At 63.0% G+C, this 24,827-nt stretch carries 24 protein-coding genes and 1 pseudogene; 16 read left to right on the top strand and 9 right to left on the bottom strand.

What is annotated here, in order from left to right; translation table 11 throughout:
• Positions 1-151: 151 nt before the first annotated feature.
• Complete coding sequence (locus tag ABFX19_RS05325; protein ID WP_346027749.1) at positions 152-1,762, top strand: ATP-binding protein; 1,611 nt, start codon at positions 152-154, stop codon at positions 1,760-1,762.
• On the top strand, positions 1,759-2,487 hold the full coding sequence (locus tag ABFX19_RS05320; RefSeq protein WP_277358970.1) for a response regulator: 729 nt from the start codon (positions 1,759-1,761) through the stop codon (positions 2,485-2,487). The genes ABFX19_RS05325 and ABFX19_RS05320 overlap by 4 nt, the downstream gene beginning before the upstream one ends.
• Here the strand turns inward: ABFX19_RS05320 and ABFX19_RS05315 are convergent.
• The gene (locus tag ABFX19_RS05315) at positions 2,484-2,852 is read right to left on the bottom strand and encodes a hypothetical protein (RefSeq protein WP_346027748.1); all 369 of its coding nucleotides are present in this window, start codon (positions 2,850-2,852) and stop codon (positions 2,484-2,486) included. The two genes, ABFX19_RS05320 and ABFX19_RS05315, sit on opposite strands and share 4 nt — an antisense overlap.
• 284 nt (positions 2,853-3,136) lie before the next feature.
• Here ABFX19_RS05315 and ABFX19_RS05310 point away from each other — a divergent pair, with 284 nt between their 5' ends.
• From ABFX19_RS05310 to ABFX19_RS05300, 3 genes are read left to right on the top strand one after another with little or no spacing between them, the layout of a single operon-like run.
• Positions 3,137-3,382 (top strand): hypothetical protein, encoded by a 246-nt coding sequence (locus ABFX19_RS05310; protein WP_277358969.1) that lies wholly within the window; start codon positions 3,137-3,139, stop codon positions 3,380-3,382.
• Between the two features lie 3 nt (positions 3,383-3,385).
• Positions 3,386-4,288 (top strand): FHA domain-containing protein, encoded by a 903-nt coding sequence (locus ABFX19_RS05305; protein ID WP_277358968.1) that lies wholly within the window; start codon positions 3,386-3,388, stop codon positions 4,286-4,288.
• Positions 4,289-4,299: 11 nt separating this feature from the next.
• Positions 4,300-4,815: a 2'-5' RNA ligase family protein gene (locus ABFX19_RS05300; protein ID WP_346027747.1), complete on the top strand. Its 516-nt coding sequence runs from the start codon at positions 4,300-4,302 to the stop codon at positions 4,813-4,815.
• Here the strand turns inward: ABFX19_RS05300 and purB are convergent.
• Positions 4,812-6,251, bottom strand: a complete 1,440-nt coding sequence (purB, locus tag ABFX19_RS05295) for an adenylosuccinate lyase (protein ID WP_346027746.1) — start codon at positions 6,249-6,251, stop codon at positions 4,812-4,814. The genes ABFX19_RS05300 and purB overlap by 4 nt on opposite strands.
• Before the next feature lie 170 nt (positions 6,252-6,421).
• Between purB and ABFX19_RS05290 the strand changes: the two genes are divergently transcribed.
• Both ABFX19_RS05290 and ABFX19_RS05285 read left to right on the top strand, forming a co-directional pair.
• A complete protein-coding gene (locus ABFX19_RS05290; RefSeq protein WP_346027745.1) occupies positions 6,422-6,721 on the top strand; it encodes a hypothetical protein in 300 nt (99 codons plus the stop codon).
• On the top strand, positions 6,718-7,992 hold the full coding sequence (locus ABFX19_RS05285) for an alpha/beta hydrolase family protein (RefSeq protein ID WP_346027744.1): 1,275 nt from the start codon (positions 6,718-6,720) through the stop codon (positions 7,990-7,992). The genes ABFX19_RS05290 and ABFX19_RS05285 overlap by 4 nt, the downstream gene beginning before the upstream one ends.
• Here the strand turns inward: ABFX19_RS05285 and ABFX19_RS05280 are convergent.
• A complete protein-coding gene (locus tag ABFX19_RS05280; protein WP_346027743.1) occupies positions 7,954-8,358 on the bottom strand; it encodes a phage holin family protein in 405 nt (134 codons plus the stop codon). The two genes, ABFX19_RS05285 and ABFX19_RS05280, sit on opposite strands and share 39 nt — an antisense overlap.
• Before the next feature lie 104 nt (positions 8,359-8,462).
• Here ABFX19_RS05280 and ABFX19_RS05275 point away from each other — a divergent pair, with 104 nt between their 5' ends.
• From ABFX19_RS05275 to ABFX19_RS05260, 4 genes are all read left to right on the top strand, one after another.
• Positions 8,463-9,602 carry a histidinol-phosphate transaminase gene (locus ABFX19_RS05275; protein ID WP_346027742.1) on the top strand — a complete coding sequence of 380 codons (1,140 nt, stop codon included), beginning with the start codon at positions 8,463-8,465 and terminating at the stop codon, positions 9,600-9,602.
• A gap of 123 nt (positions 9,603-9,725) precedes the next feature.
• Positions 9,726-10,898: a pyruvate dehydrogenase (acetyl-transferring) E1 component subunit alpha gene (gene pdhA / locus ABFX19_RS05270; RefSeq protein ID WP_277358961.1), complete on the top strand. Its 1,173-nt coding sequence runs from the start codon at positions 9,726-9,728 to the stop codon at positions 10,896-10,898.
• The gene (locus ABFX19_RS05265) at positions 10,898-11,872 is read left to right on the top strand and encodes an alpha-ketoacid dehydrogenase subunit beta (RefSeq protein WP_346027741.1); all 975 of its coding nucleotides are present in this window, start codon (positions 10,898-10,900) and stop codon (positions 11,870-11,872) included. Before pdhA ends, ABFX19_RS05265 begins: the two co-directional genes overlap by 1 nt.
• A 10-nt stretch (positions 11,873-11,882) precedes the next feature.
• Positions 11,883-13,298: a dihydrolipoamide acetyltransferase family protein gene (locus ABFX19_RS05260; protein ID WP_346027740.1), complete on the top strand. Its 1,416-nt coding sequence runs from the start codon at positions 11,883-11,885 to the stop codon at positions 13,296-13,298.
• Between the two features lie 58 nt (positions 13,299-13,356).
• Here the strand turns inward: ABFX19_RS05260 and ABFX19_RS05255 are convergent, their stop codons facing one another.
• Complete coding sequence (locus ABFX19_RS05255) at positions 13,357-14,658, bottom strand: aminotransferase-like domain-containing protein (protein ID WP_277357586.1); 1,302 nt, start codon at positions 14,656-14,658, stop codon at positions 13,357-13,359.
• Positions 14,659-14,704: 46 nt separating this feature from the next.
• Positions 14,705-15,673, bottom strand: a complete 969-nt coding sequence (locus ABFX19_RS05250) for a helix-turn-helix transcriptional regulator (RefSeq protein ID WP_346027739.1) — start codon at positions 15,671-15,673, stop codon at positions 14,705-14,707.
• A 617-nt stretch (positions 15,674-16,290) separates the two neighbouring features.
• Here ABFX19_RS05250 and ABFX19_RS05245 point away from each other — a divergent pair.
• Positions 16,291-17,253, top strand: a complete 963-nt coding sequence (locus ABFX19_RS05245; protein WP_346027738.1) for a lantibiotic dehydratase C-terminal domain-containing protein — start codon at positions 16,291-16,293, stop codon at positions 17,251-17,253.
• Positions 17,254-17,306: 53 nt separating this feature from the next.
• A complete protein-coding gene (locus ABFX19_RS05240; protein WP_056545370.1) occupies positions 17,307-17,498 on the top strand; it encodes a hypothetical protein in 192 nt (63 codons plus the stop codon).
• 37 nt (positions 17,499-17,535) lie between these two features.
• Here the strand turns inward: ABFX19_RS05240 and ABFX19_RS05235 are convergent, their stop codons facing one another.
• Positions 17,536-18,036, bottom strand: a complete 501-nt coding sequence (locus ABFX19_RS05235) for a hypothetical protein (RefSeq protein WP_346027737.1) — start codon at positions 18,034-18,036, stop codon at positions 17,536-17,538.
• A gap of 139 nt (positions 18,037-18,175) precedes the next feature.
• Between ABFX19_RS05235 and ABFX19_RS05230 the strand changes: the two genes are divergently transcribed.
• Positions 18,176-19,198: a Gfo/Idh/MocA family protein gene (locus ABFX19_RS05230; RefSeq protein WP_346027736.1), complete on the top strand. Its 1,023-nt coding sequence runs from the start codon at positions 18,176-18,178 to the stop codon at positions 19,196-19,198.
• Here ABFX19_RS05230 and ald read toward each other — a convergent pair.
• The gene (gene ald / locus ABFX19_RS05225) at positions 19,186-20,307 is read right to left on the bottom strand and encodes an alanine dehydrogenase (protein ID WP_346027735.1); all 1,122 of its coding nucleotides are present in this window, start codon (positions 20,305-20,307) and stop codon (positions 19,186-19,188) included. The two genes, ABFX19_RS05230 and ald, sit on opposite strands and share 13 nt — an antisense overlap.
• A 307-nt stretch (positions 20,308-20,614) precedes the next feature.
• Here ald and ABFX19_RS05220 point away from each other — a divergent pair, with 307 nt between their 5' ends.
• On the top strand, positions 20,615-21,826 hold the full coding sequence (locus ABFX19_RS05220) for a PucR family transcriptional regulator (protein WP_277357580.1): 1,212 nt from the start codon (positions 20,615-20,617) through the stop codon (positions 21,824-21,826).
• Here the strand turns inward: ABFX19_RS05220 and ABFX19_RS05215 are convergent.
• Positions 21,806-22,189: a helix-turn-helix domain-containing protein gene (locus tag ABFX19_RS05215; protein ID WP_056545362.1), complete on the bottom strand. Its 384-nt coding sequence runs from the start codon at positions 22,187-22,189 to the stop codon at positions 21,806-21,808. The genes ABFX19_RS05220 and ABFX19_RS05215 overlap by 21 nt on opposite strands.
• Positions 22,190-22,682: 493 nt before the next feature.
• Positions 22,683-23,447, bottom strand: a complete 765-nt coding sequence (locus ABFX19_RS05210) for an SDR family oxidoreductase (protein ID WP_346028041.1) — start codon at positions 23,445-23,447, stop codon at positions 22,683-22,685.
• A gap of 204 nt (positions 23,448-23,651) precedes the next feature.
• Here ABFX19_RS05210 and ABFX19_RS05205 point away from each other — a divergent pair.
• A pseudogene (locus ABFX19_RS05205) lies at positions 23,652-24,827 on the top strand (pyruvate dehydrogenase (acetyl-transferring), homodimeric type); the annotation flags it as partial.

Genomic DNA, 24,827 nt, shown 5'->3' with positions numbered 1-24,827 from the left:
TCCAGCGTAGGAAGGGAAGAGCCGCGCGGGAACCATACGGTCACAACGTGCGTAGTGGTCTTTATGGTCATGAGAAAGTTCCGGATCCAGCGTTGGCTTTCCGCCGGATCCATACACCCGATCATGCGAGAATGGAAGGATGATCCGGTCAATGTCGCTTAGATCACAGCTGTTCTTCCTGCAGCTGCTGATTGTGCTGATCATTGTGCTGGTTGCCGGCACCGTCGCCGTCCGGCTGCAGGAACAGCAGATTCGCGATGCCTACCAGGGCCGCATGGTCGGAGTGGCGCAATCAATCGCCCAGTTGCCGTCCGTCGTGGACGCGTTCGACGACGAGGATCCCAGCGCGGTCATCCAGCCGATTGCTGAACTCACCACTCAGGCCACTGGAGTCACGTATGTGGTGGTGACTGACGACGTCGGAATCCGGTATTCACACCCGAACCCGGACATGATCGGTCAGATGGTGTCCACTGATCCATCCGTCCCGCTGTCCGGTGAAACTTTCGTGGGCACGCAGACCGGAACACTCGGCGAGTCCTGGCGCGTGAAGGTTCCCATTCGGGGGGAGGACGGCACCGTGATCGGGACGGCCTCCGTGGGCACCCTGGAGTCGACTCTCGCGGCGGATCTGCAGGAAGACCTGCCTGTGCTCCTCGCCTGGCTCATCGTGGCTGCCCTTGCCGGAACCGCTGGATCGATCTGGATCTCACGGCTGGTTTGGCGTCGCATCTACAGGCTCGAACCGGAAGAAATCGCAGCGCTGCTCGAGACCCGTGACGCCATGCTGCACGGCATCGGTGAAGGGGTGGTCGCGGTTGATGAACGCGGACGGCTTGCCGTGCTCAATGACGAGGCCAAGCGGTTGCTCGAGCTGGGAGATGAGGTGAAGGGGCAGCCGGCAAACGCCGTCCTGGAACCCGCCCTGGCCGGCATGTTCGGTTCGGCAGGGGACGCCGATGAGACCGTTCTGGTGGGTGAAAGGGTGCTCCTCGCCCGCTCAAGCGACGCCGTCGTTGACGGTCGCCGCGTGGGAAGCGTGCTGGTGTTGCGCGACCGCACGGAACTCCACCAGCTGCTGCTGGACCTGGATGGTGCGCGTGATGTCACGCAGGCCCTCCGCAGCCAGGCGCATGAGTTCGCAAATAAGATGCACGTCATCTCGGGTTTGCTCGAGCTTGGCCGGACAGACAAGGCGGTGGATTTCATTTCCCGCTCAGGTCATGGCGGGTCGGTGGTGTCCGGAGACTTCTCGCCCGGTGTCAGCGATCCGGACACCGCAAGTCTCCTCATGGCCAAGACCACCATCTGCGCCGAAAAGGGCATCAGTTTGATCGTGGACGAGGCTTCGGCCTTCGAGGCGGACGGCACCACGGATCCGGTAACGGTGTTGGGGAACCTCATCGATAACGCCGTCGACGCCGTCGGTTCCAACGGGACAATCCACGTCCGGCTCACCTCTGACGCCGGCGGCTGTTCCATAGCGGTGTCCGACGACGGCCCCGGGATCCCCGAACACCTGCGCTCGCAGGTGTTTGCAACGGGGTTCTCAACCAAGGACGCCGCAGGCGCAGGTTCCCGCGGCTTCGGGCTGGCGCTCGTGCAACGCGTTGCAGAGCGCCGCGCGGGCAGCGTGACGCTCACGGAGTCGGTGCTGGGCGGCGCTCACATTGCGGTGACGCTCGGCCCGGCGCCTGTTCCGCTGGAGCAGAAATTTCCGAGCTCAGTGGAACCTCACGCCGCCGGGGTGCTCGCTCCGTGAGCCTGATTCGAACGCTGGTCGTCGACGACGATCAGGAGATTGCCGGTGTGCACTCAGGGTTCCTGCTTGCGCACGGAGGCTTCGACGTCGTTGGCGTGGCAAATTCCGGCGGCGAGGCGCTTGAGAAGGTGCGTGAAATGAAGCCGGAGCTGATGCTGCTCGATATTCATTTGCCGGACATGTCCGGAATCGACGTGCTGCGGGCCGCCCGCACCATCCCCGGTGACCCGGTGGACATCATTGCCATCACAGCGGCCCGGGAACTGGAAACGGTGCGTGCGGCAATGGCTGGCGGGGTACTTCATTACCTCGTCAAGCCATTCAACTCGAAGGTCCTGATGCAGCGGCTGGACGACTACGTTCAGCACCGCGCGAGCATCGCGGAGCACAGCTCCGTTTCAGCCGGTCCCCTGGATCAGGACCGCATCGACAGGTTGCTCTCCGCGACGCCGGCGAGGACTCCGCCGACGCCGCCTCCGATGCTGACAGAATCCTTGCCGAAAGGGTTGTCCCAGCCCACCCTTGAATCCGTGGTCGGTGCGCTCCGGACCTCCGGCGTCGGCTTCTCTGCGTCCGAGGTTGCCGCCCAGCTCGGTCTCGCAAGGGTGAGCGCGCGGAGGTACCTTGAGTACCTCGTGACGAAGGGCAGCGCGCGCATTGTGCCGAAGTACGGTGCGGCGGGCAGGCCGGAGAAGTTCTATGTGTGGACGGGTGCCCAGCGCTAGACATGGCGCAGGTACCGGTCAGGCGCCTTGTCCACGAGCGCCAGGTCCTCCCACTCCCGCTCCCGCAGCCCCCATTCGCCCACCTCGAGAATCTGCGCCCCCGGCAGGGCGGCGAGAAGCGGCGAGTGGGTCGACAGGAGCACTTGGGACTTGCCGTCCGCGAGCAACTGCTTGAGCACCCCCACCAGCGCCAGGCATCCGGAGAAGGACAGCGCTGATTCCGGCTCATCCAGCACCCATAGACCGGCTCCGCGGAAACGGTCGACGACCAGTTCCAGGAAGGATTCCCCATGGGACATGTCGTGGAACGCTGCATCCCCACGGCTACTGGGGTTTTTCTCCAGGTAGGTGAAGAATCCGTGCATGGTCTCCGCTCGAGGTCCAGCCCTTCCTGCAGAAACTGCGCAACCGGCGCCAGCGTGGCTGGCCATACAGTGCGTGCCAAGGTCTTGTCCCGGGCCTCCTCCACGCGCCGGACGGGGTACCGGTCGAATGCCATGGCCCCATTCTGGCAGTCCGCACTGACAGCTTCTGCCAGTCTGTGGATGAAGGGTTCACTTGTGGGCCGGCGCGGGTTAGGCTCGGACTTGTCAGGTCAGGCGGGTAGAGGGCGCCGGACAGAACCGAAAGTACGCAAGGAAAATTCGCCATGTCTGAAAACACCTCTGTTGATAACAACCGCAGCATCCGGGACTGGGCAGACCTCGCCGAGGAAATGTGGTCCTATCTCACCGGTAAGGGCGCTGCCGTCAATTACAGCTTCATCGACATGACCGTCGAAGTGCCGCGGGACATCGGCCCGGACGCACCCCGCGCAACCTGGAAGCTGAACGGAACCGTACGGGTCACCACCAGCGACAACGACGCCGCGGGCTCCGACACCCACCGGAGCTGACCCGTGTCACAGCGGGTACGCCTCGACATCGATCTCGCCTTCTCATTCTCGGAGAACGACGACGGCGGATCCACCCGCGCCACAAGCGGCACCGTCAGCGCGGCCGGGTCCGAGGTGACCATCTACTGCGAGGATCCAGCGGTAGCAGGCTTCGGGGGTATGCCCTCTCTGGAGAGTGTCCGCGAGCTCGCAGCGAACCTGGCCACCAAGGGCCTCACCGTGACCATCGCCGGTCCTGCCGGAACCCTGGTAAGCATCGGCAAGGTGGAAACGTCCATGGCCCAGCGCCTGATGACGCGGTCAGCGCACATCCGTGCGGGCTCAATCACGGCACTGGCTCCTCTGATCCGGGGCGGCAGCCGCAAATCCAGCGTGCCGCTACTGCCGCCGTCGACCCCGTTTCCCCTCGTTCCCACGGTGAACCGCCGCATCCGTCGCCAGGTGACCACCACCCACCACACGAGGGGCAGCGGGCGTCCGCGCCTCATCTTCGTGCAGGATTCCGAGACCTGGAACGGGCAGGTCCCTCGTGAAGTGAATCTGGTTGGGGAGAAGCTGGTGATAGGAAGCTCGCCGGACGCCGACCTGGTGCTCGACGGCCTGCTTCCCGTGCATGCCACAGTAGAGCACAACGTCGACGACGAGTACGTGCTCATACCGCATGGACCCGTTCGGGGAAGTGTGCGGTCGGACGGACCGTCCATCCTGAGGACCGGCGCACGTGTCCAGCTCGGTGACTGGTGCCTCGCATACTTCCGCGAGGAATATGCCGACCACGGGCGTCCATTCGGCGGCCGCAGCGGCGGCGAGATGGCGTACCAGCGGCCGCAATACGATCCAAGATCAGGCACGGTCGAGGAAGACGGCTCCTTCGGCATCGGAGACTACCGGCAGAATCCGCGCTGACGATGGACAGTGTGGAACTCCTCCTCGAAGCAACCGGGGAGGAGCTTCTGCGCTCAGATTGGGACATCCTCAAGCGGGCCGGCTTACCTTCCCAGGCACGGCATACCGCGGCTTCGAACCGCGCTCATATCACCCTGCTGGCTGCGCCACGGATTCCGGCTGAGTATGACAGCACTCTTGCGGCGCTCGCCGAGGCGCTGCCGCTTCCCATCCACACGGCGGGTCTGGTGCTGTTCAGGACCGGCCGGGGCCAGGTGCTGGCGCGCCTCGGCGTCGTCAGTAGAGCACTTCTTGACTTTCATCAAACCGTGCACCAAGCTCTCGACGGCGTGCCGGGTGTCACCGGGAACTGCGTCCCTGACCGCTGGGTACCGCACATCACGCTCGCCCGCGGCATGACGCCGGGGCAGGTGGCTGAGGCATTGGACTTGCTGCCCGGCGATCACGGCCAGCTCATTCTCCCCACCCTGCGGCGCTGGGACAGCCATGAAAAAACGACGACGGCGCTTGGCAGCACGACCGGTTAGCGGAGGTGGTCCACAAGATGTTCCGCAATGCCCGTGTAGGTTGCTGGAGTGAGAGCGAGCAGCCGTTCCTCGGCCTCCGCTGAGAGCCCCAGTTCGAGAACGAATTCACGCATTCGAGCTGCGTCAACGCGGTGTCCACGGGTGAGGTCCTTCAGCCGCTCGTAGGGGTCTTCCATGCCCGGAGTTCCAGCGATCGCCTCGGCACGCATCACCATCTGGACGGCTTCCCCAAGGACCTCCCAGTTGGTGTCCAGGTCAGCAGCCAGCACGGACTCCGCGACATCCAGGCGATCGAGCCCCTTGGAGACGTTGGAGATGGCCAGCAGTGAATGCCCGAAAGCCACACCGATGTTGCGCTGGGAGGAGGAGTCGGTCAGATCGCGCTGCCACCGTGAGGTCACCAGGGTGGAGGCCAGGACATCCAGGAGCGAGCAGGAGATCTCAAGGTTGGCCTCTGCGTTCTCGAATCGGATGGGATTGACCTTGTGCGGCATGGTCGAGGAACCGGTTGCTCCCGCTACCGGCACCTGCGCGAAGTAACCGATCGAGATGTAGCTCCATACGTCCGTGCAGAAGTTATGCAGGATGCGGTTGAAGCGGGCAACGTCGGCGTACAGTTCGGCCTGCCAGTCGTGGGATTCAATCTGCGTGGTCAGCGGGTTCCACGTCAGGCCCAGCCCTTCCACAAATTCCCTGGCGATGCTCTGCCATTCGGCGCCCGGCACGGAGGCGACGTGGGCGGCAAAGGTGCCGGTTGCCCCGTTGATCTTCCCCAGGTACTCCGTACGGCGGACGCGTTCGAGCTGCCGGGACAGGCGGTGCGCAACGACGGCGAGCTCCTTGCCCAGCGTGGTGGGCGTGGCGGGCTGTCCATGGGTCCGCGACAACATGGGGACGGCCCGGGATTCTTTGGCCATTGCCTTGACCTGGTTCACGAGCGCCTCCGCCGCAGGAAGCCAGACATTCTCCACTGCGCCCTTCACTCCGAGAGCGTAGGACAGGTTGTTGATGTCCTCTGAGGTGCAGCCGAAGTGGACGAGGGGTTTCAGACGGCTGATGCCGATGCCTTCAAGCCGGCTTCCAATGAAGTATTCAACGGCCTTGACGTCATGCACGGTGACCCGCTCAATTTCGCCAAGCTCGCTGACGGCGCTGCCGTCGAACGTGCTGACAATCTCCCGGAGCGCTGCTTCCTGCACGTCTGTGAGCGGAGCCGTTCCAGGCAGGACACTCTTGCCGGTGAGGTGGATGAGCCACTCCACTTCAACGTGAACGCGATCCCGGTTGAGTGCAGCTTCAGACAGGTAATCGACCAGCGGAGCAACTGCTGGACGGTATCTCCCGTCGAGGGGCCCAAGGGCGATCGGCACCTGGCTGTCACCCTGGTGAATCGATACGGACGCAAGGTTGACCCGGGAGGAAGGAGTGTGCGGCATGTGACCAATCATTCCATGACCGGCGGTATACCTCCCATGCGTGACAACTCCTCCACAGGCACAGGATTCCTGCGGGATATCAACATACGCCCCGCCTGCCGAGCTCCGGACCTTCGTCGGCGCCTAGCGTCATGGGCAGATACAACAGCGAGGTGAGGAGAGTGCGGAGCATGTATCTCAGTATGTCGTCGGGCTTAATTTGCGAGCAGGAGCCTAGCGAGGCAGCACGCGACTTCGCCAGACAACTGCGTCTACAGGCCGATGTTGTCGACGCCGTGCGCGAGCGGCTCGGTGTCGCTCGGAGTATCGGCTGGGAATCTCCGGCAGGACGCAATTTCCGCGCATATCTGATCGAGAGGGAAACCGGCCTTCGCAGCGCACCAGTTCTCTTGCGTGAGGCCGCTGTATCAATGGAGGGGTATGGGGTTGCACTGCGTATGGGCGAAACAACAAACGGCTCGCAAATATGAGCACCGAGCATGACCTGACACCCGTGCACACGTCACCGGACGTCGACGGCGTCGCAAGGGTTATTGGCGGCGTCGGAGGCATCCGCTTCCAATGGGATGAGCTGGACAGGGGAGCGCAGATTGTTGCAGACGCTGGGCAAGAACTAAGCAGTGTGGCCGAGACCGTTGCCGCTGTGGACGCCCGATTGTCGACGCTCCAGTTGATGGCAGCAGGCAACGCAGTTGCTACCGCCGCGTCGTTCTCAACTGGCGCAGCGGCCGCAGAAGCGATCAACCTGGCGCGCCGAAGGCTCCTTGACAGCAGTTCTGAGCTCCGGAGCACCGCGGACAAGATCCGGTTGAGCCGCTTTGCGTATGAGGCGGCTGATGTCGTGGTTCGTGGGCTCATCGGTGACACGCGAACTGCTGGAGATCCTTTTGGTTCGCTCCCACTGGTGGCTGCTCCGTTGACCGTCGAGCACACACGATCGGAGACCGCACGCCTGGATGGAACCGTCGACAACTTGTTGGCGCAGGTCTCCCACGCCAGCGCAGAGCCAGGAAGCGCCTTCGAGATCCTTGAAGTGGCGGGCGAATCAGAATCTACCTATGTTGTGGTGATTCCAGGCTCGGAAGGGAGTAGTTGGGAAGAACCTTTCAGTTTCCATGGCGTGGCAGAGGCGCGAGGAATGAACAGTGCGTACGTCGGCGATGCTGTGGCTCGCGCTTTGGAAGGCGTAGATGCCGAAGAGGGCGCCACAGTGGTTCTCGTTGGCTACAGCCAGGGCGGCATGCATGCGATGAACCTCGCCAACAGCGGCCCTGTGTCTGAGAAGTACTCCATCGCTCACGTTGTGACGGCGGGATCGCCGGTGGAACTGGAGGAAACCCCCGATGAGACCACATTCCTCCATCTTGCCCATACCTGGGACATCGTGCCCCATGTAGACCTCCTTCCGCGTGAAGACCAGCCCAACCAGGTTTCCGTGGTCCTCGACCACCACGCCAAACTGGCGGAAGGAGAAGAATTTGGTTTAGGCCCGGCGCACAAGATCGACAGTTACCGAGAAGGCGCACAAGCCGTGGACCTGAGCACGCACCCTTCAATTGCACCGGTTACTGCGGCGCTCGGCGCGGCTGTTACGGGAGCCTCGGCCAAGCGTCACGTTTTCCAGATCACCCGTCCTTCGTTGCTGGGCCCGCAGCCGGCGCCGCCCAACGCACCACGCAGCGAACGGAAGCTGGGCCCGGTGCTAACGCCTGGTTCCGGTGATCGAAACCGCAACAAGTGAGACAAGGCTGATGATGATCGCTCCCAGGATCGCGGTCCAGAAGAAGTCGTCTACAACAAAATCGATCGGAGTGAAAGAGGTCAGCCACGACGTCAGCATGAGCATGCCCGCATTGATGACGATCGTGAAGAGCCCGAGGGTGAGGATTGTCAGGGGCAGCGAGAGCAGAGACACCACCGGCCGCACCAGTGCATTCACAACGCCGAAGATCAGGCCCACGAAGAGATAGGAGAGTACGCTCCCGACGGTGTCGTTGGTGGCTACTTCAGTGGCGGCTTCTGAACCCACCTCGATACCGGGCAGCAACCACGCCGCCACCCACAGAGCGAGAGCATTGATGAGAACCCGCACGATGAACTTGAGCATGCCCCAATGCTGTCACACCCGGGCATCGTTTCCCTGGATGGAGCGGGAATTTCCACTCCCTGCCGGAACTCGCCGGGCATGCCGTTCCCAGTACGCTTATGCACATGAGTGCACCCGAACACCACACCGATGCTGCTGCGGAAGAGGTCACCCGCATCCACCCGCGCAGCGTACTTGGCCGCCTACCCCGTTACGCCGCCGGGAAACCCCCGGTAGTGATCGAGGGCCTACAAAGCTTCAAGCTTTCTTCAAACGAGAATCCGCTTCCACCGCTCCCGGCAGTACTGCAGGCGATTGGCAGTCAGACGGCAGTCAACCGCTACCCGGATCCCATGACTACAACACTGCGCACCGAACTCGCGGCTTTTCTGGGAGTGCCTCCCGAGGACATCGTCACCGGCGCCGGAAGCCTCGGAGCGCTGAATCAGATCCTCGCCGCATTCGCAGGTCAGAACGATTACGACGCACCCGACGAGGTCATCTACCCCTGGCGGTCTTTCGAGGCATACCCGATCTGCGTCGGACTGGCCGGAGCCATGAGCGTGCAGGTCCCACTGCTTCCGGATTCGACCCATGACCTCGACGCGATGGCATCAGCAATCACCGACCGCACCCGGGTGATCCTCCTATGCACACCGAACAACCCGACCGGCCCGGCGTTGGCAGAGCAGGAAGTGCGCGGTTTCCTCGCCAAGGTGCCGAGAAACATCGTTGTGGTGCTGGATGAAGCGTACGTGGAGTTTGTTCGGAAAGAAGAGGCCGTCGAGGGCCTTCAGCTATACCGCGATTACCCCAACGTCATTGTCCTTCGCACTTTCTCCAAGGCTCATGGCCTCGCCGGGCTGCGGGTCGGGTACTCCATCTCCCGGCCGGCACTCACCGAGCACCTTCGTGTCAGTGCAACCCCTTTCGCGGTGTCCCAGATTGCCGAGCATGCGGCAGTCACCTCCCTGCAGCACATTGACGAGGTTCGGGAACGGGTTCAGACGATCGTTGACGAACGCAACCGCGTGGTCGACGGGCTGAAGCAGCTCGGCTGGGAGGTGCCGGAGGCCGAGGGTAACTTCATCTGGCTCGCGCTCGGAGAAAACACGCCGGAATTCGCAGCATTGGCGGAACAGCAGGCTCTCTCCGTCCGGCCCTTCGGCGTAGAAGGCATCAGGGTGAGTATCGGCGAACCCGAGGCAAACTCACGGTTCCTCGAGCTTTGTGCAACGTACACAAAGGGTCCGGGAGTTTCCTAGCACTTCACAAATAGGACGTGGGCGCCGTCGTCGTTACTCTTGTAGGATTGCGCATGCACTGCAGTGCATGAACGGTCGAATAGATATAACGCCCACGGAATATTACCTGCGAGGATCCACAGTATGGCCACATCCCGCCTGCCTGCGGCCGAGTTTGATGCAGAGGAGCAGCTCGACGCCCGGCACCTGCCGGAGTTCCCTCGGGACCCGTCCGGCATGGTGCAGATGCTCTCTCCTGAAGGGGAGCTCAAGAGCTCGGCCTTCAGGGGCTATCTCCCCGCGGAGGATGAGCTGGCCGCGCTGTATCGGGACATGTACCTGATCAGGCGCTTCGATCAGGAAGCTACCGCACTTCAGCGTCAGGGAGAGCTTGCGCTGTGGGTGCCGATGCGCGGCCAGGAGGCAGCGCAGATCGGCTCCGCACGCGCCATGCAGGTCCAGGACTACGCGTTTCCCACGTACCGCGAGCATGGCGTCGCGGTGGCGCGCGGAGTCGCCCACGCGGACCTGCTCAAGCTGTTCCGGGGCGTCACCAACGGTGGATGGAACCCCAAGGACACCAACTTCCATCTGTACACACTGGTACTCGCGGCCCAGTGCCTGCACGCCGTCGGTTACGCCATGGGCATGCAGCGGGATCAGTTCGCGGAGCCATCGTTGCCAAAAGCCGCGACGGTGGCCTACTTCGGAGACGGCGCCAGTTCCGAGGGCGACGTCCATGAATCGATGGTCTTCGCCGCGTCCTTCAACGCGCCCGCGGTCTTCTTCTGCCAGAACAACCACTGGGCCATTTCGGTACCCACGGAAGTCCAGTCCCGGGTTCCCCTGGCGCACCGCGCTCAGGGGTACGGTTTCCCCGGGATCCGTGTTGATGGCAACGACGTCCTCGCCGTGCAGGCCGTCACACGCTGGGCGTTGGATCGCGCGCGAAACGGCGGGGGACCTGTGCTCATCGAAGCCTTCACCTACCGGATGAGTGCACACACCACTGCCGATGACCCCACGAAGTACCGCCTCGCCACCGAGGAGGAGCAGTGGGTCGCCCGAGATCCACTCACCCGTGTAGAACGTCACCTGCGCGCAGCCGGCACCGGTGACGATTTCTTTCAGCAACTGGAGGAGGAGGCGGTGGGGCTCGCCAAGGACCTGCGCACCGCCGTCCTGTCCATGAGCGCGCCCGGGCTTGAGCACCGCTTCGCCACAACGTACGCGGAGGCCCATCCACTCATCCAGGAGGAGCTGAAAGCCTGGAGAGACTATGAAGCGGGCTTCGACGTCGAGGGAGGTGCCCGCTAATGGCAGTGATGACCATAGCCAAGGCAATCAACGAGGGCCTCAGGGCCGCGCTCGGCGCGCACCCTAGTGCCCTCCTCATGGGCGAGGACATCGGGGATCTCGGAGGTGTCTACCGGGTCACGGAGGGGCTCAAGGCACAGTTCGGGGCGGAACGCGTGGTGGACACCCCGCTGGCCGAGTCCGGGATCATCGGCACTGCCATCGGTCTTGCCCTGCGGGGGTACCTCCCCATCTGCGAAATCCAGTTTGACGGGTTCGTGTTTCCTGGGTTCAACCAGATCACCACTCAGCTGGCAAAGATTCACGCCCGCAGCGACGGACTGTTGACCGCGCCGGTTGTCATTCGTATTCCCTACGGCGGCGGGATCGGGAGCGTGGAGCACCATTCAGAGTCGCCCGAAGCGCTCTTCGCCCACACCGCAGGCCTGCGGATCATCACCCCGTCCAATCCGCATGACGCGTACTGGATGATTCAGCAGGCGGTGGCCTGCGCGGATCCGGTGATCGTTTTTGAGCCGAAACGCCGCTACTGGCTGAAGGGGGAAGTGGACGTATCGGCGGTGCCCGCCAGCCCGTTCCAGGCAGAGGTGCTCCGCGAAGGCACCGATGCCACCATTGTGGCGTACGGGCCGCTGGTACCGGTGGCTCTCGCCGCAGCGAACGCGGCCGCTGAAGACGGCACAAGCGTCGAGGTCATCGATCTGCGGTCCATTTCACCGATCGACTTCGACACCGTCACGGAGTCGGTACTCAAGACCGGCCGCCTGGTGATTGCGCATGAAGCTCCCACTTTCGGCGGCATCGGCGGCGAAATCGCAGCCCGCATCACCGAGCGCGCGTTCCTGTCACTTGAGGCGCCGGTCACCCGGGTCGGCGGGTTCCACCTGCCGTACCCCACTGCCCGAACCGAGGAACACTACCTGCCGGACCTCGACCGCATCCTGCACTCACTCGACACGGTGCTCGCCTACTAGAAGGACTCCCATGACGCTGAACACCTTCAATCTCCCTGACGTGGGCGAGGGTCTCACGGAGGCCGAGATCGTCCGGTGGCAGGTTCAACCCGGCTCAACCGTCGCCGTCAACGACGTGATCGTCGAGATCGAAACAGCCAAATCGCTTGTTGAGTTGCCGTCTCCCTACGCCGGTGTGGTTGCCGAACTCCTTGTCCGGGAGGGCGAGACGGTCGAGGTGGGCACCCCGATCATCTCCGTTTCGGACTCTGCACTCGCCGAGCCCGGCGCCACAGACGATGCCCCGGCCGCGGCCCACGTCCCCGGTGAACTTGTCACTCCACCTGCAGCGCCAGCAACAACGGCTGCGGACGCCAACGCACCCCTGGTCGGAACCGGACCCAAGGCCGATTCCTCCCGCCGCAGGCCGCGCAGCAACCGTCCCGCCGGCACGCAGGCAACCCCAATGACGACGACGACGCCCGCACCACCGGCGGGGCACGTCACCGATGTGCAATCCCCCGCGACGCCGACTTCCCGCACGGCCGCAGCAATATCCGGGGCAGTGCGGCGCGCCCTCGCGAAGCCGCCCGTACGCAAGGCCGCCCGTGATCTTGGCATCGACCTGGCCGACGTTCCCGCTACCGGCGGCTCAGGTGAGGTGACCAAACAGGACCTGCTGAGTTACCAGGCCCAGCGGGACGCTGAGCAGGACCACGCGCCGTCGTTCTGGGGTGCAGCCACCCGTCCGCAGGGGGAGCGGATCGAGCGCATCCCCGTCAAGGGTGTCCGTAAGGCCACCGCGCGGGCGATGGTGGAGAGCGCCTTCTCAGCACCGCATGTGAGTATCTTCGTCGATGTTGATGCCTCCCGGACCATGGAGTTCGTGAAGCGGCTCAAAGCCTCCCGCGACTTCGAGGGCATCAAGGTGTCACCGCTGCTCATTCTCGCGAAGGCCGTCATCTGGGCGGCGGCGCGCAACCCGTCGGTCAACGCAACCTGGACGGACCGGGAAATCCTGGTCAAGCACTTCATGAATCTGGGAATTGCAGCGGCGACGCCGCGCGGACTCATGGTGCCGAACATCAAGGACGCACAGGATCTTTCCCTGAAGGAACTGGCGGTGGCGTTGAATGATCTGGCGGCCCGTGCGCGGGCCGGCAAAACCCAGCCGGCGGAGATGCAGGGCGGAACCCTGACGGTGACAAACATTGGTGCGCTCGGTATCGACACCGGAACACCCATCATCAATCCCGGTGAAGTCGCGATCGTAGCTTTTGGAACCATCAAGCAAAAGCCGTGGGTGCTTGACGGCGAGGTGATTCCCCGCTGGATCACCACCCTCGGCGGATCGTTCGATCATCGCGTCGTCGACGGCGATCTCAGCGCCCGCTTCATGGCCGACGTCGCGTCGATCCTGGAAGAACCCGCTCTACTCCTGGACTAAGTTTCCCGGACTGGATCCCAGGGCCTGAATATTCGGGGCGATGCGGCGTCGTAGTGTTTTATGCGCGAGACGCGTTTTCCTCGATCGCGGTCCTCAGGATCGGGGCGAGTCGACGGATGCCCTCTTCGATGTCCTCGGGTGAGACGGCGCTGAAGGCGAGGCGCAGCTTGTTCGACGGCTCATCGGACGGAGTGAAGGCGGCACCGGGAATGAAGACCACTCCCGCGTCGATGGCCTGGTAGAGCAGCGGATAGGTGTCCACGCCCTCCGGCAGCGTGACCCACACGAAGAAACCGCCGTCCGGCGTTGTCCAGCTGACGCCCTCGGGGAGGTGCGCGGCAAGCCCCTTCAACATGGTGGAACACCGCTCGCTGTACAGCGACCGGGTGTTGGCGAGGTGGCCCTGCCAGTCGTAGTCGCTCAGATACGCCGACACCAGCATCTGGGTCAATGGCGATGGACACAGCACTACTGCCTCGCACGCAAGGTAGAACCGGCGGTGCAGATGCCGGGGCACAAGCGCCCAGCCCAGACGGACTCCGGGGGCGAAAATCTTCGAGAATGATCCAAGGTAGATGACGTCATCAGGGTTTTCCGCCCGCATCGGCGGCAGCGGGTGACCGTCGAAGCGAAGCAGACCGTAGGGGTTGTCTTCAAGAATCAGGATGTTGTGCGCACGGCAGATGTCGACAATCCGTTGGCGACGGTCAGCCGCCAGGGTGATGCCGCTGGGGTTGTTGAAACTGGGAATCGTGTAAAGCAGCTTGATGCGGCGGCCCTCGGCGAGCAAGTCCGCGATCCGCTGTTCAAGACGCTCCGGAACCAGTCCTTGCTCGTCCATCTCAATGGCTTGAACGTCCACCTGGTACGCCTCGAAGGTGTTAAGTGCACCGACATAGGTTGGGTCTTCGCACAGGATCACATCACCCGGGTCACAAAACACCTTGGCTGCCACATCCTGAGCTGACTGCGAGCCTGTGGTCACGACGATGTCCGCGGGATCCGCATCAGTGATGCCTTCGGCGGCCATTACGTCGCAGATCTGCCGGCGCAGCTGTTCCATGCCCTGACCGCCGCCGTACTGCAGGGCCTCCAGCCCGTGTTCGGCGATGATCCGCTCGGCGGTCTTGCCGAGGTCCTGCATGGGGAGGGATTTCAGATAGGGGCTGCCGCCGGCCAGCGAGACGAGCCCTGGCCGGATGGAGATGTCGAAGACATCGCGAACGGCTGACTGCTTGATGTTTGCGGCTCGCTCGGAGAACAGATTCTCGTGCCGGTGAGCTGAATCCACGGCCCGTTCGAGGGCCACTTCAGTTTCGGCGGGCAGCAGCGTTGAGTTCAGTTCATCCTGGGAGGTCACGCGATGAGTCTAGAGGACGCGTTCACTCATAGGCAACGGAAGTTTTCTAGATCCACCCAGCCTGGTGTGCCTTGATGCCTGCCTGGAACCGGCTGTCAGCGTGGAGAGTCTCGAGCATCCACGCAATGTGGCGGCGGCAAGTCCTGACGTTGATGCCCAGGCGCCGGGCGATGACCTCATCGGAATAGCCCGCTGCGAGACCTTTGAGGATAGCCTGCTGCGTGCTGTTGAGAGGGGAGACGGTCGGCTCGTCGATCAGGAAGGGCTCGCTGAGTTCCCAGGCGAACTCGAACAGCTGGGTAAAAATGTGGATTAAATGCGGGTCTCGAACCACTAGTGCGGCCTTGTCGTCATGTCCCAGCTGACGGGCTACGAGGGCGAGTTTCCGGTCGAAGATCAGCATCCGTAGCGGGACTCGCGGCAGGGCACCGAAACGCCCGCCTCCGGCGGTGATGGCAGCAACTGCCTTGCGCGTCGGAACGTGGTCACGGGTGCTGACGTCATACAACGTTTTGCGCTCCACCCCCAGTCTCAGCAGTTCCAGGTCCTTACGAACGTTTTCTTCCTGCACATCGGCCGTGGATCCCTGTCCGGGCTGGGCAATCAGCACCTTTTCCGTGACATCCCTGCCATAGTCGATCAGGACGCGATGGATCAGATGAGGATCTTCCAGCGTCTCCACCGAGGAGCTGGTGATAACACTCTTGCGGGCCTCAAGATAGGTGGGCACGAGGGTGGAGAGTTCCCGCCGGCGGGCAGCTATCCTCGCCCGCAGATCCTGCACAGCGCGCTCATCGGCGTCAACAAGATCAGCCAGAGCAACGTCCGGAGAAACGGCGATGTACGCGTGTGCGGAGGCGCCCTGCTCGCTGAGCAGCCGGCGCTCCACGAGCACTTCCATCGCCGAGTCAATCTCCCGTAGGGTGTACCCAAGCGCCTCGGAGGCCTCGGATTTCATCCATCCCGGGTGGCCAACGGCATACCGGTAGAGCTCAATGGATATGCCGTCGAGCATCCCGGTTTCCCTTTCCGACTGTCGCGTTTCTCTAGGGGTAGCCTACAGACCTCGGGGCTGGGCTCGCCGTGCCCGTCCCGAAGTTGGCCGCTGAACGCCAAAATCGGTGCTGTAAAAACATGACATGTCAGGTTAATGACATCGTCCTGTCTGCGCGCCGGTGCAGGAATGAAATGGAACGCAAACCGCGGTATTGCCGGGCGGATGGGCTCGCCTTGGACAGTCCGCCGGGAACGTCTGAGGCGGCATTTGTCCTCATCAGGCCATGTCCTGAATAGGGCGCCTTCTCAGCTGGACAAGCCGCAACCGCCACGCACATGCTGGTTTTACCGGCTCGACGGCGAGCCGGATCGCGTCACATGCAACCTGACGAAAGGGAACGTCCAGTGAAGAAGATTATCGGCGCAGCCGCAGGGATCCTTGTCGCAGCAGCGGTTCTTGCACCGGCAACCCCGGCAGTTGGAGCAGCTAGCTGGGACTGGCCAAAGACGGTAACCGCAAGTTGGGATTGGCCGAAATAAGACCAACCACACAGCGATTCAGGTCTTCGTCGCGAAGCTGAAACGCCCCAAAGACTCGCCCCAGCGGGGGTAACCATTAGCCCGAAGGAGGATGCCATGAGTCAGCTGACCGCAGTTCGAACCGCCTCACGAACCGCACTCAGCACTCAATGGTGGCATCTTTCCACTCATGCAGGCGGCTTCGATGTAGCGGACGGCATCATTGGAGACCTGGTTACCCCGCTGGCGGCGCAGGCCCACGTACTGCGGGCCGAAAGATGGTTCTATACGCGGAGTGTAGAACCATCGTCATCTGTTCAGGTACGGCTGCACATTCTGGCGCAGCCCGCCACCATCGAACGGTTGCAAACAGTCCATCAAGTACTTCTGAAGCGCAATGGCGGCGCTCTGGCCGCGGCGCCCTCCCGGCAATCTATCTCAACTCCCGCTACGCATGGTTACTATCTGCGCGGGGCGGAAGATGCGGATCCCCAGCTTGAGTCTGAGCTCTTCAAGTATGGCGGCGTTGAAGGCCTGCAGCTGGCAGAGGAAGTTTTCGAACTCTCCTCCGAGCTCGCTGCCTGGGGCACTCAGCGCTTCACCAAGATGCACAGTCGGTCCGCTTTCGCCGCGCTGGTTCTCTTCGACTCTGCACGCAGCATGATGAAGGGCTCGCGATCAGCCAGTTGGGCTGATCGGCGCCGTATTTCGTGGGATTACTACTGGGACAGCCATCTCAGGACCTGCACGCCGGATCTCGGTGCCCGCGGCCCGGCCGTCCGGGAGGCTATGGCCAACCAGGTGAGCGCCAAGACGCCCGCGTTCCAAAGTCTGATGGCCGCTACCGCCGCCGAGTCAGCGGTTCACAATTGGAGACGCCGGTGGTTCCGCACACTGGACGCCTATCTGTACCGCGCGGACAGGGCCCGAGTCAGCCGCAGCGCCCAGCACCTGACAGTCCACCACGCGCATATGACACTGAACCGCCTGGGTTTCAGCCCCCGTGAGGAAGCAGTACTTGGTTTGTATGCCCGTACCTGGAGCGTTGAACGGGAACGCGCCCTGTTCAGCCGGAACTGACCTTCGTCCTGCTCGATCGTCGCCACCCCAGACGAGAAAGGAAAAGTGCACGCATGGCCTATAACGAAGACGTCATCCTCGCCGCAGACGCACACGACCTGAGCGAGGCCCTGGGGTGTTCCCCCGATACGGTCGAGGACCTTCGGGGCATGGGTGTGATCGCCTCCCAGGGAGAGCTCTGGGACGTGGGAGCGGCCCGCGACTACCTGCGCGATGCTGCGTGGGCAGGCAGTCTCTGGCACTAGCCCAGCAGGGCCCTCTCCGGAAGCACTGACGCTCAAGCTACTTCGGGTCGAGTACTCCGCCGTCGCGAAGACGGCTGATCAATGAGCCGAGTTCCATGCGCAGTGTTGTGCTCTTCTCGGCGAACAGATCATCCTCGAGATCGCGTGCCTCGGTGAGCGCGCGGCGGCCGGCGGCGGTCATCGTATACCTGGCGTTCTCCGCCTTCACGAACTCCAGTTGGCTGAGTTCGGCGAGGGAGCGTGCGGTGATCTCCTGTGACAGGAGGCACTGCGCTGCAACATCGGGGATGGAGGCTGCAGACAACTCCGCCAGACCGCTCAGGACCGACAGGTCAACCGGAGTCAGCCGGAGTTCGGCTAGTTGGGAATGCAGGTGCTCCTGGACGAAATGTGCTGCCGTGGTCAGCATGAGCCGCGTTGAATGCGTGTGCAGCGGCGCGCCGTCGTGCCCGTTGATTTCAGCAGTGCTGAAGGGATCGGGCAGGTCGGTGCCAGGATCAGAAGGTGTGTGAGTGCCGGGGTCCGAAGCGGTGGCCATAGGGTCCCTTAAAGGTGAGAGATGCAATAGCCACTGCTTGACCGATAGATGATCATAGTATGGCTTCACCCGTCCGCAAATTCGGACCGGTGAAACAAATCCTGGTGCTCAAGTCCCACCGTGGCCCTAGGGTTGGGCCATGGAGAAAATCAGGACTGCCCTCATCGGATTCGGCCTTGGTGGGCGGGTATTCCACGCGCCCTTCATCAGCACCAACAGCCGGTATTCACTCGATGTTGTCGTGACATCCAACGAGGACCGTATTGCGCAGGTTGAAGCCCGCTATCCGGACACGCGGACCCTTTCCACCGTCGATGAGCTGTGGCAGCAGCTGGACCTGCTGGATCTCGTTGTCGTGACTACGCCTCCGGCCACGCACGCACAGCTGGCCGAGCGGGCGCTGAGGGGAGGCGCCGCCGTCGTCGTGGATAAGCCCTTTGTCGTTGATTCAGCGGACGGTGAGCGGCTCATCGCGCTGGCACAGGCGGAGGGGCAGTTGCTGACGGTCTTCCAGAACAGGCGCTGGGACGGCGATTTCCTGACCGTGAAAAAGCTGCTCGAGGCGGGCAAGCTGGGCCAGGTGCGGCGGTTCGAATCCCGGATGGAAACCTATAAGCCGCTGGTCACCAAACCCTGGAAAGCAACCAGCGGAGCCGAGGAGGGCGGCGGTATCCTTTATGACCTCGGCCCGCACCTGATCGATCAGGCATTGCAGCTCTTCGGAGACGCTGAGCTCATTCATGCGGAACGTGCGGCCCACCGCGAAGCCGAAGGGCCGGACGATGACGTCTTTGTGGCCCTGAAGCATTCCTCAGGCGTGATCAGTCACCTCTGGATGAACGCACTCGCGCCGCAGGCGGCCCCGCGGTTCCGGGTCACGGGCTCCGGATCCGCGTACACCAAGTGGGGAGTGGACGTTCAGGAAGCAGCCGTTGATGCAGGCATGCTGCCCTCCGATCCCGGCTACGGTGTGGAGGACAAACTCGCCTGGGGCCTGCTCGGATTCGACCACGAGGCAACGCGGCATCCCACGGAGGACGGCAACTATCCCGCGTTCTATGACCTCCTCGCGGCTGCGCTGCAGGACGGCGGGCTCGTCCCGGTTGATCCGGCGGACAGTCTGCGTGCCCACCGGATCATTGAAGCGGCTCACACCGTATAGACGAGCTGGCGCCAGTCCTCGGTGAGTTCGAGGCCGTGTGCCTCGGACACTGAGGAGTGCGCCACCGCACCGCCCGCAACGTTGAGCCCGTATGCCAGGGCAGGAATAGCCTCGAAGGCACCCCGCACTCCGCGATCAGCCAGCGCCACGGCATACCGGAGGGTCACGTTGGTCAGCGCGTAGGTGGACGTGTTGGGCACGGCGCCGGGCATGTTCCCTACGCAGTAGAAGAGCGACTGGTGCACGGTGAACGTGGGTTCCTCATGCGTGGTCACGTGTGAATCCTCGAAGCAGCCGCCCTGATCCACGGCAATATCCACGAGGACGCTGCCCGGTTTCATCCGCGACACCATGTCATTGGTGACGAGCTTCGGCGCCTTGGCGCCCGGGATAAGCACCGAGCCAATCACCAGGTCTGCCTCCAGCACCGCCCGCTCGATCTCGAAGGCGTTGGACGCGATGGTCCGGACGCGGCCCGCATACTGGGCGTCGAGCTCCCGGAGCCGGGCGATATTGATGTCCAGAACGGTGACGTCGGCTCCGGTGCCCACAGCCATGGCGGTGGCGTTGGTTCCGGCAACACCTGCACCCAGCACCACAACCTTTGCCGGCCGCACGCCGGGCACGCCGCCCAGCAGCAGGCCCGGACCACCCGAGGGCGCGGTCATGACCTGCGCTCCAACCTGAACCGACAACCGCCCGGCCACCTCGGACATGGGGGCCAGCAGCGGAAGTGCCCGACCATCCTGGACGGTTTCATAGGCAATTGCCGTGACGCCGGCTTCGATCAGAGCATGGGTCAACTTCGGTTCAGCGGCGAGGTGAAGATAGGTGAAGAGGATGAGGCCCTCCCGGAAGCGGTGGTACTCCTCCGCGATCGGTTCCTTGACCTTCATGACCATGTCAGCCCGCGCCCACACATCATCGGCATCGTCGACGATCTCCGCGCCAGCGGCCACATATTCATCATCGGTGATGTTGGACCCCACACCGGCCGACCGCTCCACCAGGACCGTATGGCCATGGGTGCGGAACTCGTGCACGCCTGAGGCCGTAATGGCTACGCGAAACTCGTTGTTCTTCACTTCTTTGGGGACGCCGATGATCACGGGATTCTCCGTCTGCTCTCGAATTGACTGAAGTTGACCATGGAACCTGATCAGCAGGCTTGTGGCCTGTTTCCTCAAGGATACGAGCGGTTCCCTCCGCCGGACAGGGCGCCCGCCGCCCATCGAAGGAGGGCGAGCACGACGACGCCGGGTGACGCCGTCGTCGTTTGTCTTGCCTTCCGCGCAGGGAAGCGGAAGGAAGACCGCTGTGACTGGCATCACTAACACGGACCCGTCATCCGTTCCAGTCGACAGTTGTCGAGTTGTGGAGCACCAAGTGTCGCCGTCGCGGTCCTAGGATGAGTCAGTGCAGACAACACAGGTGGAGCTCGAGGTGGAGCGGATTGCCGCACGCCTCGGCCGCGGCCTCTCCCTGGAGGACCTCGACGGCGTCCTCCTCGCCTACAGCAGCCACCAATCCTCCGCAGACCGCGTGCGGGTCAACTTCCTGCTCAGCAAGAAGGTCCCGGCGGACGTGAGCGCCTGGCAGGTGCAGCACGGAATAACGACGGCGGTGCGCCCGGTCGCGGTTCCGGCCAATCCCGGACTCGGGATGCTTGGGCGGGTATGCGTACCGCTGCTGGTGCGCGGCTTCCGCGTCGGCTACCTGTGGGTGCAGCAGGACGCCGGCGAAGACAGTGCCGCTCATATTCTCAAGCAGCTGCCCGGGGTACGCGAGGACGTCGAGCGGCTTGCGGCCCTGCTGTTGGAGGACAACACGGCCGGTTCCGAGCACCGCACGCGCCGGGAGCGGGTCTTCCTCGCTGCCGCCACGGGTGAAGGTCAGGCACTGGAGGAGTGTGCGGGCTGGCCGGAACTTGACGGCACTTCGCCGTGGCACGTCGAGGTGCTGCTCGATCGTTCGACGGCACACCGGGAGGAGGGCACCGATGATGGGACGCTGGCACGGCGTACCGCAGCTTTACAGGCCACCGTCGGGGCCGACGTCGTTGTCTTCAGTGCCGGTGAGGCCTCCCATTCGGTCCTGCTGGTCCGTCATGATGCGGGCCAGACGGAGCTGGCCGCGATCCGGCGCCGGTATGGTGAGCGGCTGGCCGCTGTCGCGGGTGCAGCAGGCTTTCCGTTGACGAGCGGGGCCAGCGAGCCGTTCACTGCCCCTGATGGCCTGGCGGGTGGATACCAACAGGCGCGATCGGCGGCGCAGGCAGCCGCGGTCGATCCCTTGCTGGGCGATTCCGTGCGCTACCGCTCGATCGGCGTGTACCAGTTTCTGGCGGGCGGCGGGTGGCAGGCTTCCTCGCCGCGGTCGGTCTACTTCGAAGAACTTGAGGATTATGACCGCAACAATGAGCTGCTGCCCGTTCTGGAGCTGTTGTTCGACAAGAACGGTTCAGTGCAGGACGTAGCGGGCCAACTCCACCTGCATCGCAGTAGCGTGTACAACCGGTTGTCCCGCGTCCGTTCCGTGATCGGCGCTGATCCGCTCAGCGGGCCGGTCCGCCTTGAGCTGCACCTTGCTTTGAAGGCGCGGCGATGGTCACGGCGTCCCCGCATCTGATTTCTTCTGGGCGGCGAGCCACGCGTCGATGGCTTCCCGCCTGATGCGCCGGTGAGTTCCACGGTATTCCACCGGGATCACGCCGGCGTCGGTCAGGTTCCGCAGATAGGTATGTGAAATTCCGGCCGCTTCCGCCGCCTGCGAGGTGGTCAGCGAGTCAGCGACCGAGGTCACCGTCACGGAGTCTCCCGCCGCCAGTCTCTGCAGAAGATCGACGACGGCGTCCCTCGCTTCACCGGGAAGCTTGACGGCCGTGCCGTCCACGAACACCGTGACATCGTTGCTCTCAGCCAGGGTTCGCGCCAGCGACAGGCGCTGCGTGGTGGGGAGAGCCGGGGCGGTGCGGGAGCGGGATCGGATCATAACGCTATTCTGCCAATCCGGTTGCTTCGAAACACTAAGGACTTCCGTAATTAGCGCACAAACGCTATCGTTATTAAACCTTAACTAAGCGAGCTTAGTTGTTGCTTCTCAGAACGACTGCAGTTGGACGGTGGCAAACAATGACGATTATCAACCCGGACCATCGAAGTACCATGTTGCCCTCAACGGGGCAGCTGGCCGAGCGGGATAGCGCTTTGCCGTGGTGCGGAACCTGTGGAACCGATGAGTTCCTGATCTACGAGGACTTTGTTCCCGCGCGTGTTTCCTCTGGAGGGCGGGATCTGCTTCCTGCCAGTGTCAGTTATTCCTGCTCCGTCTGCGGATCCTTCAATGGACATCAGGTTCCACCCATGTGGAGTCCTCCGCACTGGTTCTGGTACAGCTGAAGACCGTAACTCCGCACCGTTGAAAGCCCTCCGTCTCCTCGGAGGGCTTTCCTTTTATTACCCACTCTTTCCCCGCGCATGACCGCCTAGCCGCGGCCGATGAAGGGCATGCCGCTGGCCGTCATGACCACTGTGCCGATGTTGGCTGATGGCGGTAGCTGCGCCATATACAGCACGGTGCGGGCGGCCTCTTCCACCGGGAACGTGGGTTCCATCCGACGGGAGCCGTCCGCCTGCAGCGCGCCCTCGCCAACGCCGAGGGTGGTCATAAGCCCTGTGGAGGTATTGCCGATGTCGATCTGACCGCACGTAATGCCGTAGGCGCGTCCGTCCAGTTCGATCGACTTGGTCAGCCCTGTCACTGCATGTTTTGTTGCGGTGTACGCCGCCGACCGCGGCCGTGGAGAGTGGGCAGCAATGGACCCGTTGTTGATGATGCGCCCGCCCTGCGGGTCCTGCTGCTTCATGATGCGGAACGCTTCCGCCGCGCACAGGAACGAACCCGTCAGGTTGATCGCCACCGTTGACGTCCATTCCTCAGGGCTGATCTCGTCAACTGCGCCCGCGGGACCAATGGTTCCCGCGTTGTTGAACAGGAAATCGAGCCTGCCCCAGCGTTGATGTACGTGCGCGAAGAGGTGGGCGACGTCGTCGGGCCGGCTGATATCGGTTGGAAGTACGTCAGCCAATTCCCGGCCCTGTGCGGTTGCCTCGAGCGGTTCACGACGGCGGCCCGCCAGGGTCACTGCCCAGCCGGCGTCCAGGAATGCGTGCGCCACCGCCTTGCCGATGCCGGAGCCTGCACCGGTGATGACGGCAATGCGTGGAGACTCAATCGGCAGTTCATTCATGACGTTCCGGTGCCCTTTCTGGTTGGCATTTCCCATCTTGGCAGGCATTCACCCTATAGTAATGGAATAATAGTTCCATATTGCGAAAGCGCGGGTTGGAATGGACCCGGAGGGACAAAGGCCATCTGCCGCATTGCAAGGGTGCGATGCCGGTCAGGCAGTGAATCGAGCGGGCAGGTTCCGCGCAGCGAAAGAGGGTTTGGCATGGTTGCTGATCAGGGGATTGTGGGTTCGGGTGTTGGTGGGGATTCGGATCCTGAGGAGACGGCTGAGTGGATTGAGTCCTTTGATCAGTTGATTGATCAGCGTGGTTCTGATCGTGCCCGTGATGTTTTGGGGCGTTTGCTGGCGCGTGCTGGTGGCCGGTCGGTGGGTCTTCCCAGTGTTGTGACTACTGATTATGTGAACTCGATTCCGGTCGATGAGGAGCCTGAGTTCCCCGGGGATGAGGAGATCGAGCGGAAGTACCGGGCGTGGATGCGGTGGAATGCTGCGGTGATGGTGCATCGGGCGCAGCGTCCGGAGATCGGTGTGGGTGGCCATATTTCCACGTATGCGGGTGCGGCGACCCTGTATGAGGTGGGGTTCAATCATTTCTTCAAGGGTAAGGACCACCCCAGTGGTGGAGATCAGGTGTTCTTCCAGGGCCACGCGTCGCCGGGGATGTATGCGCGGGCGTTCCTGGAGGGCCGGCTGACCGAGGAGGATCTGGACGGGTTCCGGCAGGAGAAGTCCAAGGCCGGTCATGCGTTGTCCTCGTATCCGCACCCCAGGTTGATGCCGGAGTTCTGGGAGTTCCCGACGGTGTCGATGGGGATCGGGCCGATGAACGCGATCTATCAGGCGCAGTCCAACCGGTATCTGCAGAACCGCGGGTTGAAAGACACCAGTGATCAGCAGGTGTGGGCGTTCCTGGGGGACGGGGAGATGGATGAGCCCGAATCGCGTGGGTTGTTGCAGTTGGCGGCCAATGAGAATCTGGACAACCTGAACTTCGTGATCAACTGCAACCTGCAGCGCCTGGACGGGCCGGTGCGTGGTAACGGGAAGATCATGCAGGAACTCGAGGCGTTTTTCCGCGGTGCCGGGTGGAACGTGATCAAGGTGGTGTGGGGCCGGGAGTGGGATGACCTGCTCGCCAAAGACACCACCGGGGATCTGGTGAAGATCATGAACGAGACCGCTGACGGGGATTACCAGACCTACAAGGCAGAATCCGGTGGGTTTGTGCGCGATCACTTCTTCGGGAAGACCCCGGCCACGAAGGATCTCGTGGCGGATATGGATGATGCGCAGGTGTGGGGACTCAAGCGCGGCGGGCATGATTACCGGAAGGTGTACGCGGCGTACAAGGCCGCCACCGAGTTCAAGGGCAAACCG

This window comes from Arthrobacter parietis (genome assembly GCF_039530425.1).
Classification (GTDB): Bacteria; Actinomycetota; Actinomycetes; order Actinomycetales; family Micrococcaceae; genus Arthrobacter_D; species Arthrobacter_D parietis.
Note: the sequence above shows the minus strand (reverse complement) of the source record. Positions and strands in the feature narration are given on the sequence as shown.